The sequence below is a fragment of the Paenibacillus sp. FSL R10-2771 genome (assembly GCF_038000205.1).
Taxonomy (GTDB): domain Bacteria; phylum Bacillota; class Bacilli; order Paenibacillales; family Paenibacillaceae; genus Paenibacillus_AQ; species Paenibacillus_AQ phytohabitans.
The window spans coordinates 2,091,556-2,111,158 of record NZ_JBBOBM010000001.1; the positions used below are offsets into that span (position 1 = coordinate 2,091,556).

Consider the following 19,603-nt stretch of genomic DNA (forward strand, 5'->3'; position numbering starts at 1 on the left):
GGAATTTAGGGGTTTAATGGATGCCGGATGCTGCTGAAAGGCCGAAGAGTGTACCTTGCGCGTAAGGTTTATGTGCAAAGGACAAGAAAAACAACTTAGTTTTGGCAGGGCGGTACATTGTGGACGTTTCGAATTTTAAGATAGTATGAATTCAAACATCACAATCATGAGCATGCATCCGGGGAGGAATTATAATGGCACTTCATCAGACGATTACAGTTTTGAACGCACTGGACAGCGCTTATGTTAATGGTGAGCAGGTCAGGCAGTTATTCGCAGCATATCCTGCGGTTAAGGTTGAGGTTCAGAAAGTGGAAGGTGAAAAAGGCAGTACGGAATTCGTCAAAATCACCATTCCGGGCAGTCAAGGCAAGCTTGGAGGCGGAAGCGCGCCAACCTTCGGAATTGTCGGCAGACTTGGCGGCATAGGGGCGCGCCCCAGCCGGATCGGCATTGTCTCTGATGCAGACGGCGCAGTAGCGGCAATCGCAGCGGCACTGAAACTGGCAAACATGCAGACCAAAGGGGATGTGCTGCAGGGTGACGTCCTGGTTACGACACATATTTGTCCGGATGCTCCGACACTGCCGCATGAACCCGTTGATTTCATGGATTCCCCGGTGGATATCCTGCAGATGAATGAGCATGAGGTATTGCCGGAGATGGAAGCGATTATTTCTATTGATACGACTAAGGGCAACCGTGTGGTGAATCACAAAGGCATTGCAATCTCACCTACGGTCAAAGAAGGGTACATTCTGCGGGTCAGTGAGGATCTGCTGCGGATCAAGGAAATGACGACAGGACAGTATCCGGTAACTTTTCCGGTAACTACGCAGGACATTACTCCTTACGGTAACGGACTATATCATATCAATTCCATCCTGCAGCCCGCAGTAGCGACTTCGGCTCCCGTTGTAGGGTTGGCGATTACTGCCCAGTCCATGGTGCCCGGCTGCGGTACAGGGGCAAGCCATGAGATTGATATCGCCCAGGCGGTGCGTTTTGCCATTGAGACAGCCAAAGAGTTCACTCAAGGCATATGCTCCTTCTACAACGAAGCTGAATTCGCACAGATTACCGAGCTGTACGGTTCGATGAAAGTGCTGCAGACGCTGGGTAAACCGGCTGTAACCTCTCACTAGGAATAGAACGGAATAATGGCAGGCGCTGAGCAAGGTTCAGCGCCTGCTCAATGTATACAGGCATGAGTTGCCATGATTTCAATCCGTATGGAGAAGCGGGAGGGAGCAAGATGAGTAAAAATATAGGGTTAATCACGATCGGACAAGCTCCCAGGAACGATGTTGCACCGATTATTGAGAAGTATCTGGAGGGTAAGGCAGGACTGGTTCAGTCCGGGGTGCTTGACGGGTTCACTGCTGATCAGGTACGCGAATTCTATAGTCCTGGTCCTGGAGAGTATGTGCTGACTACCCGCATGGCGGACGGATCAGCTGCGGTGATCTCCCGTGAACGGATAAAGTCAGTTCTGCAGGGGAAGGTTGATGCTATGGAAGCTGCTGGAATTGAGACGATTCTGCTGGCCTGTACCGGTGTTTTTCCGGGACTTCATACGGCCAAGGCCCATCTGATTGAACCGGACCGGATTATCCCTCCGGTCGTAATGGCGATGCTTGACGGACGCCGGCTGGGGCTGATAGGTCCTCTGCCCGAGCAGGAAGAGAGCATGAATGAGAAATTCGCGGGAGCCGGAGCACGGCTGCCGTTTGCAGCTGCTTCTCCGTATACCGGTACGGAAGCGGATTTCCGAGCGGCAGCTGAGCGTCTGCGAGACTTGGCGGACGTGATTGTGCTTGACTGTATGGGATATGTGGAGCAGCATAGACAGTGGGCGGCCTCCGCAGGAGTGCCTGCCGTGCTGTCCAATGCCCTCGTGGGCAAGCTGGTAGCAGAAATGGTGTAACCGGGAGGAAAAGATAATGAATGAGCAACGAATATTGATCAGCATGAATGTTCTTAAGGACTGTCTGGGGCTTGGCAGCGGCGAATTGCTGGCTGTAGTGGCCGATGACGACAAGCGGGAGCTTGCCGAATCCGTCTATGAAGCAGGGAAGCGGATCGGAGCGGAATCGATGCTACTGATTATGCAGGCGCGGAGCAAATCCGGCGAGGAGCCGCCGGCTCCGATTGCCGAAGCTATGGCCAAAGCGGATGTGGCAGTATGCATTACGACACATTCGATGACACATACGGCGGCGCGCAAGCAGGCAGCCGCAGCGGGAACACGGGTGGCGACCATGCCGGGCATGACAGATGACATGTTCAGCCATGGCGCGATCACTGCGGACTATGCGCAGGTGAAGACATTAACGAAGCAGGTAGCTGCGCTGCTGTCTGAGGGAAGCCAGGTTCGTGTGGAGAAGGATGGACTGAGTCTGAGCTTTTCGATTGAGGGCCGGGATGGCGTGCTGAGCACCGGATTATATCTGAATCCGGGAGAATCGGGTAACCTTCCTTCGGGCGAGGCTTATATTGCGCCGATGGAAGGTACAGCCGCCGGCCAGATTAAGGTGGACGGTTCGATTGCAGGTATTGGCGCGCTGAACAGCCCGATGGTGCTGACAGTGGAGCAGGGCCGATTAATTAGTGCAGAAGGCGAGAGCGGTGACAGGCTGCTGGATATGCTTGGTGCCGGTGACGGCAGGCTTCTGGGCGAGTTCGGCATTGGTACAAACAACAAGGCCAGAATTACAGGTGTGGTGCTGGAGGATGAGAAGGTCTACGGGACCATCCATGTCGCTTTTGGCAGCAATAATACGTTCGGCGGGGTTGTAGCGGCTGGCGTTCATATTGATGCTGTAGTTATGAAACCGGATGTGTATATTGATGATAAGCTGATTATGCGTGCAGGAGAACTGCTCTAGGCTGCGCGGTTGCTGTGTTGTTGTCAGGGTTATCGCGGTACGGGATGAAGCAAAAGTATATGGTGAGGATATTCAGAACGCCCAACAATGGCTGACCAGGGGGAGACAAGGATGCTTGGAATTATACGTGTAATCACACTGCAAGAGGAGTCTGCAATTCATTTGCACGGAGAATTGATTGAACACCGGTATGGCCTGCCGGTAATCAGCCGCTGCATTCCGGATCAGCCTCAGGGCGTATACAATGACGAGACCGAAGCGGAGTCAGTGCCGAAGATTATCAGCCTGGCCCGGGAACTGGAGCAGCAGGGCTGTACGGCCATCGGCATCAGCTGTGCCGCAGATCCGGCGCTGCTGGAAGCCAGGATGGCAGTGAACGTACCGGTGCTGGGTGCAGGCTCGTGTGCAGCCCATATGTCGCTTGCATACAGCGATAAGATCGGCGTGCTGACGATTCTGACCGAGGTGCCGCCGCTGATCCGCAGCATTCTAGGCGATGCTTACCTCGGCATGGACCGGCCAGATGGGGTAACGACCACACTTGATTTGGGTACACCTGCCGGACGGGCAGGCGCACTTGCCGGAGCAGCCCGGCTGGTGGAGCGCGGTGCGGAGGCCATAGTCCTCGCCTGCACCGGGTTTGCCACCATCGGGCTGGCGGCGGAGCTGGAAGAACAGCTCGGCATCCGTGCGTTTGATCCGATTCTCGCGCTTGGAGCAGCGGCCGCTGCGTCTGCTTCCTTGCCTGGGGGTGTGCGGCGCTGATTGCGCTGTGCAAATCTGCTCTTGGAAGTACGAAGTATAGTAATTCAGGAAATATAGTTAAGCGTTCTTCCGGATGTAGGTCCGGGGAACGTTTTTTTGTGTAGCTGATTTGGCTGGCTGGCTGCTACTGCAGGGTGTTTCTGAGCTGCTGTGGGGAGTGCGTATGAGTATGTGGAGCGGGAAGTTGGGGAGGTGGGGAGACGTGAGAGGTACGGGGGAGGTGGGTGTGGGAAATAAGGAAGGAGGAGTTGGGATGGAGAAGTGAGAGATACAGGGGGGGAATGGGAAGTGGGGGAAGTAAGGAAGGGAGGAAGGGAGGAAGGGAGTGAGGGAGGAAGGGAGTGAGGGAGTGAGGGAGTAAGGAAGTAGGAAATGAGAAAGTGAGGGGATGAGAAGTGAAAATTGAGAAGTGGAAATTGAGAATTGAGTATGGGGAGTGGGAAATGAAGAGTATGGAGGTGGAGGTGAGTGGAAAGGTGAAGAGATGAGAAGCAGGAGAGTGTGCAGATTTAAGTACATACTGAAATGGACAGTTGGTCGGGCACCAGACAGAAAGTATAGTAGCAATCATTTTAAGTGGCTCACAGCAGGAAAGTAAAGGTATAAATCCCTCTGATTCCGCTAAACGTGGCTCACAGCAGAAAAATTAAAGGTATAAATCCCTCTGTTTCCGCCGAAAGTGGCTCACAGCACCAAATTAAAGGTATAAATCCCTCTAAATCCATCGAAAGTGGCTCACAGCACCAAATTAAAGGTATAAATCCCTCTAAATCCATCGAAAGTGGCTGATAGCACCAAATTAAAGGTATAAATCCCTCTGTTTCCGCCGAAAGTGGCTCACAGCACTAAATTAAAAGTATATATCCCTTTGTTTCCGCCCCGAAGGTAAGAAGTTGAAATGAGAGGCAAAAGTGCCCTTGATTTCAGCCGAGGGAGGCTAGAAGTGGTAACGAGGGGCAAAAGTGCCCTTGATTTCAGCCGAGGGAGGCTAGAAGTGGAAATGAGGGGCAAAAGTGCCCCTGATTCCGTCCGAAGGAGCCCGTTAGCACCAAATCAAAGGTACGAATCCCTCTGATATCGCCAGCAGCACCAAATCAAGGTACACCTCCCTCTCATTTCACCAGAAGTGGCCTCCAGCACGGAACGAGAAGCACTAATGCCCCACCCGTCTAATAGCGGCCATTCCTCACCAGCTTCACGCGTACCCCTCATACAGGCCGGCGTAGCCGTCAGATAAGTTACTTTGTTCAATAAGGACATGTTGTGTCCTATTTGCGTACTACTCGCGTCCTATTCACAGTCACCGGATCAGCTTGTTAACCAGTGTTTTCCCTCCCACACTTACGTATAAATCCGAAAAAATATCTTCAATTTTATATATTTTTCCTGTGGCTGGGCGGGAATGTCTGATAAACTATCGGGAATGCGAATGTAAGCTGGTGGCATACGAGTGGCTATGGGTGCATACGGGTACGTACAAGTGGCATATTTCAGGAAAAATCATGAAATACTGAAGATAGTAGAGGGAGGCAGAATGTTGAATACACGAGGAATTACTCTAAGGGAGCTGATGGAGCTCTCTGTTCTTGGGAAAGCGAAGGTTATTAGCGGCCAGCAGGGGCTGGACCGGGTGGTGCGGTTCGTAGATATTATGGAGGTTCCGGATCTGAAGGGCTGGATCAGTGAAGGCGTCATGCTGCTGACTACGGCGTATTCCATCCGCCATGATCCTTCGCTGCTGACGGAGCTGATCTATACGCTCGACAATCTGGGTGCAGCGGCGCTGGCGATTAAGCCGGCCCGCTTCCTGAAGGAAATCCCCCAAGGGGCGATCGAGGCCAGCAATGCCTGCGGTCTGCCGATTGTGGAGATCCCGCCGGAGATTCCGTATACGGATATCACCCAGCCGGTGATGGAGCTGCTGCTCGGACGCCAGGCGATGCTGCTGCGCCGTGCGGAGGAGGTCTACCGCACGCTGACAACGATGGTGCTGGAGAACAGCGGCATTCAGGCGGTCAGCGATAATGTCGCTGATTTTCTGAAAGCGCCGGTTGCCCTTGTTGACACCGACCGGAAGACTATCGTGTCTTCGCCGGCTGATTTCGATTGGTCACAGAGAGAGGCGCCGCTGAACTGGAATATTCATGTGGACCGGCGGACCGTCGCCAGACTGCTGGTGGACAAGGAGCAGCTGGACGATATGGAGGAAGTAGGCATCGAGCAGGCCCGGCTTGTCTTTGCCCTGGAGCTGATGCGCCGCAAGGTTGCCGAGGATACCGAGTTCCGGCTGCGCGGCAACTTCATCGATGAGCTGCTGACTCCGCCGCTGCCTTCGCGGCATGAGGTGGAGCGGCGGGCACGCCAGCTCGGGATGAATCCCGAGCATAAGTGGGAGGTTGCTGTAATCGAAGGGGAGACAGCGCCGAGTGAGGAAACGGTGAACCGGCTCTTGGAGCGGGAAGCGAAGAAACGCGGAGTTACACCCCACGTAGAGTACCGTTCCAGCCGGGCTGTGCTGTTCCTGCCCACGCAGGAGGGCCGTAAATTCACGCCGGGCGGAGATGCACAGGAGCCCTGGGAGAAGACGCTGGAGGGCTGGCTGAAGGACAAAAGCGAAGGCCTAAGCAGCTACAGAAGCGGAATTGGCACCTCGGAATACTTGTGGGACATCCACACCAGCTACAATGAAGCGCGCAAAGCCTTGTCTATCTCCAGAAGGCTCGGACAAGGTACAGGCGGTGTCACCCGCTATGAAGAGATGGAAGTATACCACTTGCTGGAGGGCCTTGGCGGTCCGGGCTTCGAGCGGCTGTTCGGGCGTAAGCTGGGCAAGCTGCTGCAATACGACCAGGAGCATGACAGTAATATGATGCTGACGTTCTATCATTATCTGGAGTGCCGGGGCAGCCTGATTGAGACGGCGAACAGCCTGTACATTCATCGCAACTCGGTCAAATACCGGCTGGAGCGGATCCGCGATATTACCGGCTTCGATTTGAACGATCCGCGCGAGCAGTTCGTGTGCCATTTGTGCCTGATTTACTACTACCTGCAGGAAAAATAGGCGGGACTGGAACTTTTATGGAATTGTATGTTAGGAAAGATTACATATAGAGGTGTTGATAGTGCACAATCGACAAACGGTTGTGCTTTTTTTTAGCTGAACGGGACGTAGAGTGGTGGTCAAATTCTATGTAGAATTAGCACAACTACTAAAGAGGACAAAGAAACCGCACAGTACCTGACATGGGAAGCGCGTTTCCGTCAACAAGAATGTCACAGCATGGATGGCACAGAAGCCGTAAGGGGGTTGATTCATTGTTTGCTTACACATTAAAAAGACTTGTGCAGATGATTCCAGCCTTGCTAGGTATTATCGTCATCACCTTCATTCTCTCAAGAGTGCTGCCGGGTGACCCGGCGATCATGCTGGCCGGAGAGCAGGCTCCGGAGGAGATTGTGGACAAGATCCGTCAGGATATGGGGCTCGACAAGCCGCTGTATATCCAGTTCTTCACTTACATCGGCCAATTGCTGCAAGGCAATATCGGCTACGCGTATCACACCGGACATACGGTAGCCAGCGATTTGGCTTCGCGGTTCCCGGCCACCATTGAGCTGACCCTGGCCAGCATTCTGATCGCGGTCCTGGTGGCCATTCCCGTCGGGATTGTCGCCGCTACCCGCAAAGAATCGTTTCTGGATCACATTTCACGGGTGTTCTCGCTGATAGGTGCATGCGTGCCGATCTTCTGGCTGGGCCTGATGTTCATTTATGTCTTTTATTCCATCCTTGGCTGGGCTCCGGCACCGATGGGACGGATCAGCGGAGACTTGAATCCGCCGGTGCATATCACCGGGCTGTATGTTCTGGACAGCATTCTCTCAGGCGATACCGCTGCACTCAAAAGCAGCCTCTCGCATCTGCTGCTTCCGGCAATCTGCCTCAGTACCGGAACGATGGCGATCATCGCCCGGATGACCCGTTCCAGCATGCTGGAGGTTGTGGATCAGGACTTCGTCCGCACCGCCCGGGCCAAAGGGCTGCGGGAATCAGCCGTCATCTACAAGCATGCACTCGTCAATGCACTAATACCAACCTTGACCGTTCTCGGTCTGCAGTTCGGCTTTTTGATGGGCGGCGCGGTCATTACGGAAACGATCTTCTCCTGGCCGGGTATCGGCGGTTATGTCACAGACTCCATTCTGGCTGCGGATTATGCGCCGATTCAAGCCTTCACCCTGGTCAGCGCCGTGCTCTACTGCGGAATTAACCTGGTGGTAGACCTGATCTATGGCTTCATTGACCCGAGAATCCGCTATGAATAGAACAGCTTGTGTGAGAGGAGGAGATTGCTTGTGAGCACTGCAGCACATTCAGCACAGGGCAGCCCGGCCAAACCCGCTGCGGCGGCAAAACCCAAAACGTTGTTGTCCTTGCTGCTGCATAACCGGCTGGCTGCCCTGGGGCTAACCTTTATTCTGATCTGGACCGTGGTAGCCATTATTGCACCCTGGCTTGCACCGCATGATCCTTATGTAACGGATATGGCGAACAAACTCCAGGCGCCTTCGGGCAGCCACTGGTTCGGAACCGACAACTTCGGGCGTGATATTCTCAGCCGGGTACTGTACGGTGCGCGGATCAGTATCTGGACCGGCCTGATCGCCGTCTCGATTTCCTTTGTCATCGGTGTGCCGCTCGGCGGAATTGCCGCTTACTATGGCGGCCGTACCGGCACCATCATCATGCGGCTGATGGATGTACTATTGTCCTTCCCGTCACTGGTCCTGTCAATGGCGATTGCCGCTTCGATTGGAGCAGGCCTCAGCAGTGCGATGATCGCCGTCGGGATTGTCGGCATACCGGAATTTGCCCGGCTGATGTTCGGGCAGACCGTCTCACTCCGCGAGAAGGAGTATATAGAAGCAAGCCGGGCGATCGGCGTGAAGAATACAGTCATCCTGTACCGCCACATCCTGCCGAACGCCCTGGCTCCGCTGATGGTTCAAGCTACACTCGGGATGGGCTTCGCGATCCTGACCGCATCCAGTCTCAGCTTCCTCGGGCTTGGCGTCAGACCCCCGATTGCCGAATGGGGAGCGATGATTTCAGAAGGCCGGGAATACATCATTTCCGGGCAATGGTGGCTGGTTACTTTTCCAGGGTTGTCCATTGCCACATCCATCTTAGGCTTTAACCTGCTCGGAGACGGTTTCCGGGACGTTCTTGATCCGCGGTTGCGCTCGGGTAAATAAGGCGGAGCAGGGGATCACTCCCCCGAAGCTCCGCAGTATCCCGATAAATATAGATCAGAGCCTGCTGGAGCAGTTGCGGCATGGTAGATCACAAGCAGCACCAGTACTACCAGTGCAGGCAGGATATAGAAAAGGGAGGAACTACTGATGAAAAGAGTTAAACTATTGTCCACACTCGTCGCTTTTTCAGTCATGCTTGCCGGATGCGCCAGCAGCGCCAATCCGCAGACACCTGCTGCTACTACAGCAGCTTCAGGAACTACAGGGACGGCTGCTCCTGCTGCCAAGTCAAATCTGACGGTTGCTTATTCCGAGGGCGGCACTACGCTCGACCCTGCAGAAGCTAACGATTTGACCTCCGATACACTCGTGCTTGCCGCTTATGATCAGCTGGTCACCTACGGCATCAAAACCGAAAATGGCGCAAGTATCGCCAACACCGAAGACATTCAGCCCATGCTGGCAGAGAGCTGGGAAGTGAACGCCGACAACACGGTGTACACCTTCAAGCTGAAATCCGGCGTGAGCTTCCAGAGCGGCAATCCGGTGGATGCCGAGTCGGTTGCGTACTCTTTTGACCGTGTGGCTAAATCAAGCTCCGGCAGCTTCCTCTATGGAATGGCGAATATCAAGTCCGTTGCGGTCAAAGACGCTTCGACCGTTGAAGTTACACTGACTAACGCCAATCATAATTTCCTCCAGATTCTTGCTATGTACACCTTCTCCATCGTGGATCAAAAGACTGTAGAAGCGCAGGGTGCCGACTACCTCAAAACGAATGCTGCCGGCTCCGGCCCGTTCACGCTTGAGAAGTGGGACCCGGCGACCGAAGCTGTCTTCACCGCTAATGAGAGCTACTGGCAGGGTGCGCCTAACCTCAGCAAAGTAACCCTGAAATTCACCAAAGAAGCCTCTAACCGCGTATTGCTGCTGGATAAAGGCGATGTAGATATGGCAATCGAGATTCCTCCGAAGGATGTTGCCTCCCTGCAGAGCAACACGGATCTGACCGTCGCCTCCAATGCGAGCAACCGGATTCTGTTCTTCGCAATGAACAACAAGGTGAAACCTTTTGACAATGTAAAAGTCCGTCAGGCGATCAACTATGCGATTCCTTATGATGAGCTGCTGAGCGGGGTAATGTACGGCCAGGCCAAGCAGATGAAGAGCTCTGTGGCGAGCAACACGCCGGGCTTCACCGATGCAGGCTACGTATATGAGCACAACCTGGATAAAGCTAAAGAGCTGCTTACAGAAGCCGGCTATCCGGACGGGTTTACCTTTGACTTCACGCTCGGTTCCGGGTTCGATGACTGGGAGGATGATGCGGTCCTGATTCAGGCGGAGCTGGCCAAAATCGGTGTAACCATGAACATCAACAAGCTGGCCCGCGCCCAGTTCCTGGAGCAGCAGAAAACCAATAATCTCACCTCTTATATCTCCAAATGGACATCATTTGTCAATGATCCAGGCTACCACCTCGGCTTCCTGCTGTACGGCAAAGGCTCCTCCAACTACATCAACTATTCAAATGCTGAAGTAGACAAGCTGTGGGATGAGGCGAACCTGGAGACAGACGCAGCGAAACGGACGGCACTCTATGAACAGGCACAGGAAATCATTACAACCGAAGCGCCTTGGGCTTATCTGTACGAGTACAACCGTATTGTCGGCATGAGCAACAAGATTAGCGGTTATGCGTTCTACCCGGATGAAGTTATCCGTTTCTATCCGCTTTCGATTACAGAATAAGCAGGTTTGGCTAAAAGAGAGCGGACGGGCCATTGGCTTTGTCCCTCTTTTTATCAAATTCATAAAGCCCCAAGCCAGCCGCAGGGCAGGCAGCAGGGAACGCAAAGGAGAATTACAACCATGACTGACTGGAAAAGCAAAGTGCTGGCGGCGATTGATGCTGAGCAGGATCAGCTGCTGGAGCTGTGCTCACAGCTCATCCGCTTCCCCTCGGAGAATCCGCCTGGAGATTCGCGCGACATCAGCGCTTTTATCATTGATTATTTGAAGCAGGCCGGCATTGATACAAGTATCCATCCGGCAACCGATACGATGCTGAATCTGGTGTCTACACTGGGTACAGGGGCTGAACAGCCGTCCGGCAAAAACCTGATCTTCTGCGGACATACCGATGTCGTTCCTGCCGGAGACCGCTCGCGCTGGGATTTCGATCCGTTCTGCGGCGATATCGTTGACGGCTATCTGCTTGGCAGAGGGGCCTCCGATATGAAAGCCGGCCTGGCCGGGCTGATCTATGTGACAGCGCTGCTGTCCAAGCTCGGCGTTCCGCTCAAAGGCGACTTGTCACTCCTGATCGTGCCGGATGAAGAAACCGGCGGCCATCTGGGAGTGCCTTGGGTGCTGGAACGCGGCTTGATCAGCGGAACGGCAGCGGTTATCGCCGAGCCGTCAGGCCCGCTGAATCCGACGATCGGGCAAAAGGGCAGCTGCTGGTTCGAATTCACCGTCGAAGGCACGCCGGGTCACGGCAGCCTGTCGCCGGTTGTCGGCGACAGCGCGATTGTCAAAGCGGCCAAGGGCATCGAGGCCCTGCAGCGTCTCTGGGATATCAAAGTCGATATTCCCGATGAAGTGAAGGAGATTATCCGCATCTCGCAGGATTATGTGAAGGAGCGCGAACAGGACGGCTCGATCGCCTATCAGGTATTCGATCATGTGACGGTGAATATCGGAACGATCCAGGGCGGAACCAAGGTGAATGTGGTGGCGGACCGCTGCACGATCCAGGTCGATTCCCGTGTACCGTTCGGCGTAGACTACCGCGATGTGCTTGACCGTGCCCGTTCCCTGCTGCTGGAGGCAGGCATTGAATCTGAAGTGAAGGGCTTCGGCTTCCAGGGCAACGCCAACTGGACCTCGAATGAGGAGCCGGTGGTTAGCGATCTAGTAGAGAGCATCTGTGAAGTCAGCGGGGAAGAAGCTTACGGTGTGCTGCAATGGGCATCCAGTGATGCCCGCCATTTCCGCACGCATAACATTCCTGTACTGCAATACGGCCCGGCCGAGCTGTCAACGATTCATAACTTTAACGAGAAGGCACCGGTCTGGCAGATCATCCAATGTGCGAAAGTATATGCCCTGACGGCACTTAAATATCTGGGTGTGGAAGATACAAAGAACTGATTTGCAAACTAATGAGATCAACGAAAAGCGAAAAGAAACGGAGGGGGAATTTGGAACTTTAGGAGCGATAGCGACCGCCTTTGTCACCGGATTTCCACCGCGAACAGCGGATTGGATAAAGAAATCTGGGGACAACAGCGGCCGAAGTCCAAATGTTCACCGCAGTGACGACTATGCTTCAAGTTCAAATCTTAAGTTAGAGGAGGGGCAATCATGACAGAACTGCTGGAAGTATCAGGGCTATGCACCGAATTTCAGACAGCGGCCGGAACAATCCGCGCGGTGGACGGCATCAGTCTGTCAGTGCGCAAAGGGGAGACGCTGGGCATTGTCGGCGAATCCGGCTGCGGCAAAAGCATCACTTCACTGTCAATTATGCAGCTTCTGCCCAAGCGGATTAGCCGGATCGCCTCCGGCCACATCAGGTTTGAAGGCAAGGATATGCTGGAGATGTCGATGAAGGAGGTGCGGGGCATCCGGGGCAACCGGATTGCGATGATTTTTCAGGAGCCGATGACCTCGCTGAATCCGGTATTTAAGATCGGCCGCCAGATTTCTGAATCTGCCCGCTACCATCTGAAGCTGAGCAAGAAGGAGGCGGCGGAGCGGGCGGTGGAGATGTTGCGCAAGGTTGGGATTCCCCGGCCGGAAAAGATCGCGCAGCAGTATGCCCATCAGCTCTCCGGAGGCATGCGCCAGCGGGTGATGATCGCAATGGCGATGGTCTGCAATCCCCAGCTGCTGATCGCCGATGAGCCTACAACGGCACTGGACGTAACCATCCAGGCACAGATTCTTGATCTGATGCGCGAGCTGCAGGAGAAGGAGGGCATGTCCATTCTGATGATCACGCATGATCTTGGCGTAGTCGCCGAGATGTGTGACCGGGTTGTCATTATGTATGCCGGTCAGATCGTGGAGGAGACGGATGTCGCTACCCTGTACAGCAATCCGCTGCATCCGTATACCCGGGGACTGCTGGCTTCCCTGCCCCAGCTTGCTGGTGATGAGGACCGGCTCAGCTCCATCCCGGGCCAGGTGCCGAATCCGGCTAATCTGCCGTCCGGGTGCCGGTTCGCGCCACGATGTCCGGTGGCTGTAGAGCGATGTAGCGAGAAGCTTCCGGAGCTGCTTGAGGTGCAGCCGGGACACACATGCCGCTGTATCCTGCAGCAGGAGGGAGTCATATGAGCACAATCCTTGAAGTCCGCAACCTGAAGAAGCATTATCCGATCCGCAAAGGCTTCTTCTCCAAGCAGGTCGGCGCTGTAAAAGCCGTAGACGGCATTACGTTATCCGTCCGGCAGGGGGAGACGCTTGCAGTGGTCGGTGAATCCGGCTGCGGCAAATCGACCACCGGCCGGGCCATCCTGCGGCTGATAGAGCCGACGGAAGGCGAGATTATGTTTAACGGCACCGATGTGCGCGCTCTGAATACCGAACAGCTGCGCAGGTTCCGTACCGATATGCAAATGGTGTTCCAGGACCCTTATGCTTCACTCGACCCGCGCTGGACCGTCCAGCGTATACTGGAGGAGCCGCTCCGTACACACGAGTCCGCTCCGGCCAGTGAGCTCAAAAGCCGGGTAGAGCAGCTGATGGAGGTGGTGGGCTTGTCCCCCTATCAAGCCCACCGCTTTCCCCATGAATTCTCCGGCGGCCAGCGGCAGCGGATCGGGATTGCCCGGGCGCTTGCGCTGAATCCGAAGTTCATTGTCTGTGACGAGCCGGTATCTGCACTGGATGTCTCCATCCAGGCCCAGGTGCTGAATCTGATGCAGGATCTGCAGGAGCAATACGGCCTTACCTATATGTTCATTTCCCATGACCTGTCCGTTGTGAAATTTATCAGTGACCGCGTGGCAGTGATGTACCTCGGACGGATCGTCGAGCTGGCACCAACCAAGTCACTGTTCGCGAAGCCGCTGCATCCCTATACGCAGGCGCTGATGTCGGCAGTCCCGGTGCCGAGTCCGGGAGTAAAGAAGCAGCGGATTGTCCTGACCGGTGACGTTCCGAATCCGGAGACACCGCCGAGCGGCTGCGCCTTCCATCCGCGTTGTCCCTATGCCATGGACCGCTGCAAGAGTGAGGCTCCGGTGCTGCGCGAGCTGGACTCGGGCCATCAGGTCTCCTGCCATTTGTATTAATGCATATAATGTATAGTCAAGGGCCATCCGGCAGCGGGTGGCCCTTGCTGTGCGCAGGTGTGTGTCAGACTTTAGCCCTAGTATGGCAAGCTGAAACAGATTCGAGTGTCATCTAGGAGCAGCGCCTTATTTTCTACGTTGTTCGTCCGTTGTTAAGTGCTGTTATTTTCAGAAATATCACTGAAATTTTTCATTTAAAATTGAAATAAATCATGAACCAAACTATAATTATAATTAAATAACAACTGAAATGGGAGGAGATGGAAGGGTAAAGTGGAAAAAAGACGTGAATTATGGATTGATGCGGCCAAGGGCTTCAGTATTATTTTTGTAGTCATGGGCCATTCCGGCGATGCGGCAGCGAATCATTATCTGTCCTGGTTCCGGATGCCGTTGTTCTTCCTGCTTAGCGGGCTGGTGTTTAAACCGGTCGATCCCGGGCGTTATCGGGGCTGGGCCGCAAGACGGACCAAGGGGCTGATGACTCCCTATTTTGCCTACGGCCTCCTGATTGCAGGGGTACTGCTGCTGTTCAGCTTCAATATTAGAGGGTTTGCCGAAAATATAGCGAGGCTGCTCTACGGGGGGCTGTCGCTGACCGGTCCTTACGGGGTGTTCTGGTTCATTACCTGCCTGCTGTTTACGCAATTGCTCTTCGGATACATCGTCAGATATTCCCGCAGAACCCAATTTCTCCTGATCACCTCCGCCTACCTGGTCTCCCATTTGATCTCCCTGACCGCGCTGAAGAACTTCAATCTTCCCTGGAACATCGATGTTGCACTGCTCGCTGTTACGTATTATGCGATCGGGTTCTATGGCAAACAAGCCATACCTGCGCTAATCAGCCGCTATTCGGCCTTGCTGGTACTGCTGCCTTTGTCTGCACTTGTGCTGCTGCTGGAACGGACTGGCGTCATTCATTACAGTCTGAATATGAAATACAAAGAGTATGAGTCGCTGCTGCTGGATCTGGCGGTTCCGCTGCTGATTTCTTTGACGATCTGCGCGGCGGTCTACCAGCTTGCAAGACTGCTTCCGCTGGGCTGGATGGGCAGCCTTGGACGGAATACCATTACCATTATGTATTTGCATCTGCCATTGAATTACAGCCTTAAATATCTGCTTGGTGCGGATTACGGGCTGGTACCCTTCACTTTGATTGGGGTCATTGTGCCGCTGCTTGCCGCCAAGTGGGCTGTGCGTTACCCGGTATTATCGAGATTCTATCTGGGAAAAGCAGGTGTTCCTCCGGCTAAGCGGACAGGCAAGGCAGCATCTGTCTCTAGTAACGGGTGAATCTGCCGGATAAATAGGCAATGGTTCTAATAGAAGTGCACAAGCTCTTTTTCATAATGTTCATATACTTTAATAGAACATGAAAAGGAGTGATACAGCATGGTTAAAACGCTTTTGGACTATAATGCATCCGTAGTTACACCTATTACTAACGGGGTCGCCATTCCGGTCCCCATCTCCCCGGCTGGCGTGCAGATTGCCGGAACATCGGTATATATTGATCCCGCAGTTCCGGCCCATTTTCCGAACAAAGTAGAGCTCAAAGCAACGATCGGCGTAAATGTTACGCTGGATACCCCGAATATCCTGGTGCGCATCTGGCGTGCAGGCCACGAAATCTTTTATGCACGGGCAGAGTACGAGGATTTCTTCAATGACGACGGCATTATCTCGCTGCATATGGTAGATATCAATGCACCGGCTGGTGTCCAGAACTATCAGCTGATTGTTGAGAATCAGGATGCCAATTCTACGGCTGTTGTGGTTGGACCTGTTATTTTCAGCGCAATGGCCATCGGAGGCTAACTTTCATAAGGCAATTAAGAGGGGCTTCTCTCAAGTATCTGCGAGGATACCGGGAGAAGCTTCTTTTTTTGTGCGTAAAATGGAATAATTTCCTGCCTTTTTGACGAAACTGGAACACAGTACCTGTGAAATGAAGGTTAATGTTCAGGAGGGGAACCATTGTGAGAAAAATTCGTTATGTAACGCTTGCGCTGTGCATCGCTGTTTCGGTTCTGGGAGGGGCTTCCGGCGCTTTTGCCGAAGAAAAAGCTAAAGGTACTGCCAATACCGGCAATACCGGAAGTACTGCGGCCGCTGACCTGGCACCGGGGGCGCGCTCTGCCATTCTCATGGATGCCAGTACAGGCACGATCATCTACGAGAAGAACAGTCATGACAAGCTGCCGCCGGCCAGTATCACCAAAATTATGACCATGCTGCTGACCGTGGAGGCGCTGGATGAAGGCAGACTGCAGCTGACCGACAAAGTGCGGACCAGTGAGTATGCCGCGTCGATGGGCGGTTCACAGATTTTTCTGGAGCCGGGTGAGGAAATGACGGTGGATGAAATGCTGAAGGGCATCGCGATGGCTTCCGGCAATGACGCTTCTGTAGCTATGGCGGAGAAAATCGCCGGCTCGGAGAGCGCTTTTGTTGATCTGATGAACCAGAAAGCTGAAGCCTTAGGCCTGAAAGATACCCACTTTGCCAACTGCAATGGACTGCCGGCTGCGAATCATTATTCATCTGCGCATGACATCGCCGTAATCAGCCAGGAACTGCTGAAGCATGAGCGGATTATCAAGTATACCGGCTCCTATCAGGATTACCTGCGCAAGGATTCGGCCAAGCCGTTCTGGCTGGTCAATACGAACAAGCTGGTGCGTTTCTATACAGGCGCTGACGGCCTGAAGACGGGGTATACGGCTGAAGCGAAGTTCTGCCTGTCCGCAACCGCGGCCAGAGACGGACTCCGCGCTGTCGCGGTTGTACTGGGTGAGCCGAACACCAAAACACGCAACAGCGAAGTGTCGGCGATGTTCGATTACCTCTTTTCCCAATATAAGCTGCATACGATTCACAAGGCGGGGGACCCCATCGGCACAGTGAAGATTGAGAAGGGCGTGAAGAGAGAGCTGCCGCTGACGGCGAAGGAAACTTACAGTGTATTACTCAAAAAAGGAATTACCCAGGAGGGTATCCGGCATGAGCTGGTGCTGGAAGAACACTTGAAGGCTCCTGTGGCCGCAGATCAGACTGTCGGCAAGCTGGTCGTATACCAGGGGACTGACGTGCTGAAGGAATATGAGCTGAAAGCAGGCGAAGCTGTAGCCAAGGCAGGCTGGTGGAAGCTGTTCAAGCGTACAACGGGGTCGCTTTTTACGATTGATTAGAGCTAGCGATTAATTTCTTGTATTTTGTAGATTAGTCCCATGCTTTATGTAAGTTCTTAGGGGTTTTCTTCTAGTTTTGTCGTGAGGCAGGAATCCTCAATTGCGGTGTAGAAAACCTTGTCCTTGTAGGGGAAAGAAAGTAGTACAGGGCGGTTGTCCAAGCAACGAAGAGGAGAGTGGCAAGGATGAATTCTCATGTGGAGATGGAGCATCACCGGGGTGTACTGATCGTCCGTTTGTCTGGCGAACTGGATCATCACGCAGCCGATTATGTACGTATGGATATGGATGAAGCGATTATGCGGGGCCAGGTAGAGCATCTGATTCTCAGCCTGAAGGAGCTGCAGTTCATGGATAGCTCAGGCCTCGGAGTCATTCTGGGAAGGTACAAGCTGATCCGCAGCAAGGGCGGCAAGATGGCAGTCTGCGATGCCACCGCACCCGTGAAGCGCCTGCTGGAAATGTCTGGCCTGTTCAAGATCATGCCCCTATATGACAACGAGAGCGCTGCACTCTCGGATTTGGAGGTTGCGTTATGACAAATAGTGAAGCCCGTAACTTCATGAGCGTCCAGTTTGCCGCACTGTCGGAGAATGAATCATTCGCACGTGTGGTAGTGGCGGCTTTTGTCTCCAGGCTCGATCCGACCATGGAGGAGCTGAATGACCTGAAGACGGTTGTGTCGGAGGCGGTCACCAACTGCATTATCCACGGGTACGACAGTGATCCTGCAGGAGTGGTCAGCATCTCCGCTTCCATTGATGTTGAGACTGTGCATTTGACGATTGAAGATCAGGGTAGAGGCATTGAGGATTTGGAGCTGGCCCAGCAGCCGCTGTATACCTCCAAGCCGGAGCTGGAGCGGTCGGGCATGGGTTTTACCATTATGGAGAATTTCATGGATGAATTCGAAGTTACCAGTGAACCGGGACGCGGCACATCCATTTCAATGAAGAAAACCATCGTCTCGAAAAAAGCTTTATACAATTAGGGGTTGGAGCCATGGATGCAGAGTCAAAAAAAGCTCCGCCGACCTATTTGGACGATGCGGAGGTCAAACGTCTAATCGCGCTCAGTCAAGCCGGGGATAATACGGCCCGCGACACGCTGGTCAATTGCAATATCCGCCTCGTCTGGTCGGTGGTGCAGCGGTTTATGAACCGTGGATATGAACCGGATGATTTATTCCAGATCGGCTGTATCGGACTTCTGAAGTCCGTTGATAAATTCGACCTCAGCTATGAGGTCAAGTTCTCCACCTATGCGGTGCCGATGATTATCGGCGAGATCCAGCGGTTCCTCCGCGATGACGGCACACTCAAGGTCAGCCGTTCACTCAAGGAAATGGCCAATAAGGTGCGTAAGATGAAGGATGAAATGTCCAAAACGCTCGACCGCCTGCCGACCATCGGCGAAGTGGCGGAGGCGCTGGGCGTGACGCCCGAAGAAATCGTCTTCGCCCAGGAAGCCAACAAGCCGCCGACTTCGATCCACGAGACGGTCTTCGAGAACGACGGCGATCCGATCACCCTGATCGACCAGATCGCCGACGAGTCGCAGGAGCGCTGGTTCGACAAGCTTGCCTTGAATGAGGCCATCGGCGCCTTAACCGAGCGCGAGCGCCTGATTGTCTACCTGCGCTACTACCGCGACCAGACCCAGTCCGAAGTCGCCAGCCGCCTCGGCATTTCGCAGGTTCAGGTGTCGAGGCTGGAGAAGAAGATTCTCGCGAACATCCGCGAGCAGATCGCGCAGTAGGCCGGAATCAAGGGTTCAGCAGCGATGCAGCAGTCAAACAGCCCCGCCGTTGGCGTTAACCGTCAGGATGGCCGGACTGGCAGTACAGTTGAGCATGAATCAGGTATGAGGATGTACAGTGACGGGTGCAGGACGGCCGCCTCGGGAGGGGCGGCTTTTTGCTGCGGACAGGACTGACCAAGACAAAGGAACCGCCGCCGCTTATGTTGCCATTGTAGCACCGCCACCGCTACGTTCGCCTTTGCTCCACCGCCACCGCCAGTCATTCTCGCCGCTGATGTCACGGCTGCCACAACAGTCACTGCCACGGCTAATGTAACTGTCCCTGTTCCGCTGATGTCACAGCCATCTCTCTATTAAGCCGCCCCCGTCATCAATATCAGCTAACTTCTGCCTCCACCGCCCAAAATGTTGGCTAGAGCTACTTGCT

Annotated in this window: 17 protein-coding genes; all 17 read left to right on the forward strand. The window is 54.0% G+C overall.

The annotated features are described in order from the left end of the window. Nucleotides 1-194 precede the first annotated feature (194 nt). The 17 genes from NSU14_RS08760 (at nt 195) to sigF (ending at nt 19,173) form a co-directional block, all read left to right on the forward strand. Entirely contained in the window at nt 195-1,145 is a 951-nt protein-coding gene (locus NSU14_RS08760; protein ID WP_042138693.1) for a DUF1177 domain-containing protein, read from the forward strand. Nucleotides 1,146-1,255: 110 nt separating this feature from the next. Continuing rightward, complete coding sequence (locus NSU14_RS08765; protein ID WP_042138692.1) at nt 1,256-1,927, forward strand: AroM family protein; 672 nt, start codon at nt 1,256-1,258, stop codon at nt 1,925-1,927. Between the two features lie 16 nt (nt 1,928-1,943). Next, nucleotides 1,944-2,888, forward strand: a complete 945-nt coding sequence (locus NSU14_RS08770) for an aminopeptidase (protein ID WP_340944224.1) — start codon at nt 1,944-1,946, stop codon at nt 2,886-2,888. A 111-nt stretch (nt 2,889-2,999) separates the two neighbouring features. Further along, nucleotides 3,000-3,653: an aspartate/glutamate racemase family protein gene (locus NSU14_RS08775; protein ID WP_042138690.1), complete on the forward strand. Its 654-nt coding sequence runs from the start codon at nt 3,000-3,002 to the stop codon at nt 3,651-3,653. 1,537 nt (nt 3,654-5,190) lie between these two features. Next, complete coding sequence (locus NSU14_RS08780) at nt 5,191-6,717, forward strand: PucR family transcriptional regulator (RefSeq protein ID WP_336103504.1); 1,527 nt, start codon at nt 5,191-5,193, stop codon at nt 6,715-6,717. Between the two features lie 254 nt (nt 6,718-6,971). Continuing rightward, entirely contained in the window at nt 6,972-7,982 is a 1,011-nt protein-coding gene (locus tag NSU14_RS08785) for an ABC transporter permease (RefSeq protein ID WP_340944227.1), read from the forward strand. 30 nt (nt 7,983-8,012) lie between these two features. After that, nucleotides 8,013-8,912: an ABC transporter permease gene (locus NSU14_RS08790; RefSeq protein ID WP_039300310.1), complete on the forward strand. Its 900-nt coding sequence runs from the start codon at nt 8,013-8,015 to the stop codon at nt 8,910-8,912. A 147-nt stretch (nt 8,913-9,059) separates the two neighbouring features. Next, nucleotides 9,060-10,664, forward strand: a complete 1,605-nt coding sequence (locus NSU14_RS08795) for an ABC transporter substrate-binding protein (protein ID WP_179093475.1) — start codon at nt 9,060-9,062, stop codon at nt 10,662-10,664. A 120-nt stretch (nt 10,665-10,784) separates the two neighbouring features. Then, nucleotides 10,785-12,068, forward strand: a complete 1,284-nt coding sequence (locus NSU14_RS08800) for a M20 family metallopeptidase (RefSeq protein WP_340944230.1) — start codon at nt 10,785-10,787, stop codon at nt 12,066-12,068. A gap of 213 nt (nt 12,069-12,281) precedes the next feature. Then, nucleotides 12,282-13,259: an ABC transporter ATP-binding protein gene (locus NSU14_RS08805; protein ID WP_042215690.1), complete on the forward strand. Its 978-nt coding sequence runs from the start codon at nt 12,282-12,284 to the stop codon at nt 13,257-13,259. Continuing rightward, nucleotides 13,256-14,218: an ABC transporter ATP-binding protein gene (locus tag NSU14_RS08810; protein WP_340944233.1), complete on the forward strand. Its 963-nt coding sequence runs from the start codon at nt 13,256-13,258 to the stop codon at nt 14,216-14,218. The genes NSU14_RS08805 and NSU14_RS08810 overlap by 4 nt, the downstream gene beginning before the upstream one ends. Before the next feature lie 273 nt (nt 14,219-14,491). After that, complete coding sequence (locus NSU14_RS08815; RefSeq protein WP_340944234.1) at nt 14,492-15,517, forward strand: acyltransferase family protein; 1,026 nt, start codon at nt 14,492-14,494, stop codon at nt 15,515-15,517. A 99-nt stretch (nt 15,518-15,616) separates the two neighbouring features. Then, the gene (locus NSU14_RS08820; protein WP_052421953.1) at nt 15,617-16,042 is read left to right on the forward strand and encodes a hypothetical protein; all 426 of its coding nucleotides are present in this window, start codon (nt 15,617-15,619) and stop codon (nt 16,040-16,042) included. 140 nt (nt 16,043-16,182) lie between these two features. Then, complete coding sequence (locus NSU14_RS08825; protein ID WP_144026039.1) at nt 16,183-17,415, forward strand: D-alanyl-D-alanine carboxypeptidase family protein; 1,233 nt, start codon at nt 16,183-16,185, stop codon at nt 17,413-17,415. A 185-nt stretch (nt 17,416-17,600) separates the two neighbouring features. Further along, nucleotides 17,601-17,954, forward strand: coding sequence for an anti-sigma F factor antagonist (spoIIAA, locus tag NSU14_RS08830; RefSeq protein ID WP_042138682.1), 354 nt, complete (start codon nt 17,601-17,603; stop codon nt 17,952-17,954). Further along, a complete protein-coding gene (gene spoIIAB / locus NSU14_RS08835; protein ID WP_039300287.1) occupies nt 17,951-18,406 on the forward strand; it encodes an anti-sigma F factor in 456 nt (151 codons plus the stop codon). Before spoIIAA ends, spoIIAB begins: the two co-directional genes overlap by 4 nt. 11 nt (nt 18,407-18,417) lie before the next feature. Continuing rightward, a complete protein-coding gene (gene sigF, locus NSU14_RS08840; protein ID WP_039300284.1) occupies nt 18,418-19,173 on the forward strand; it encodes an RNA polymerase sporulation sigma factor SigF in 756 nt (251 codons plus the stop codon). Nucleotides 19,174-19,603: the final 430 nt, after the last annotated feature.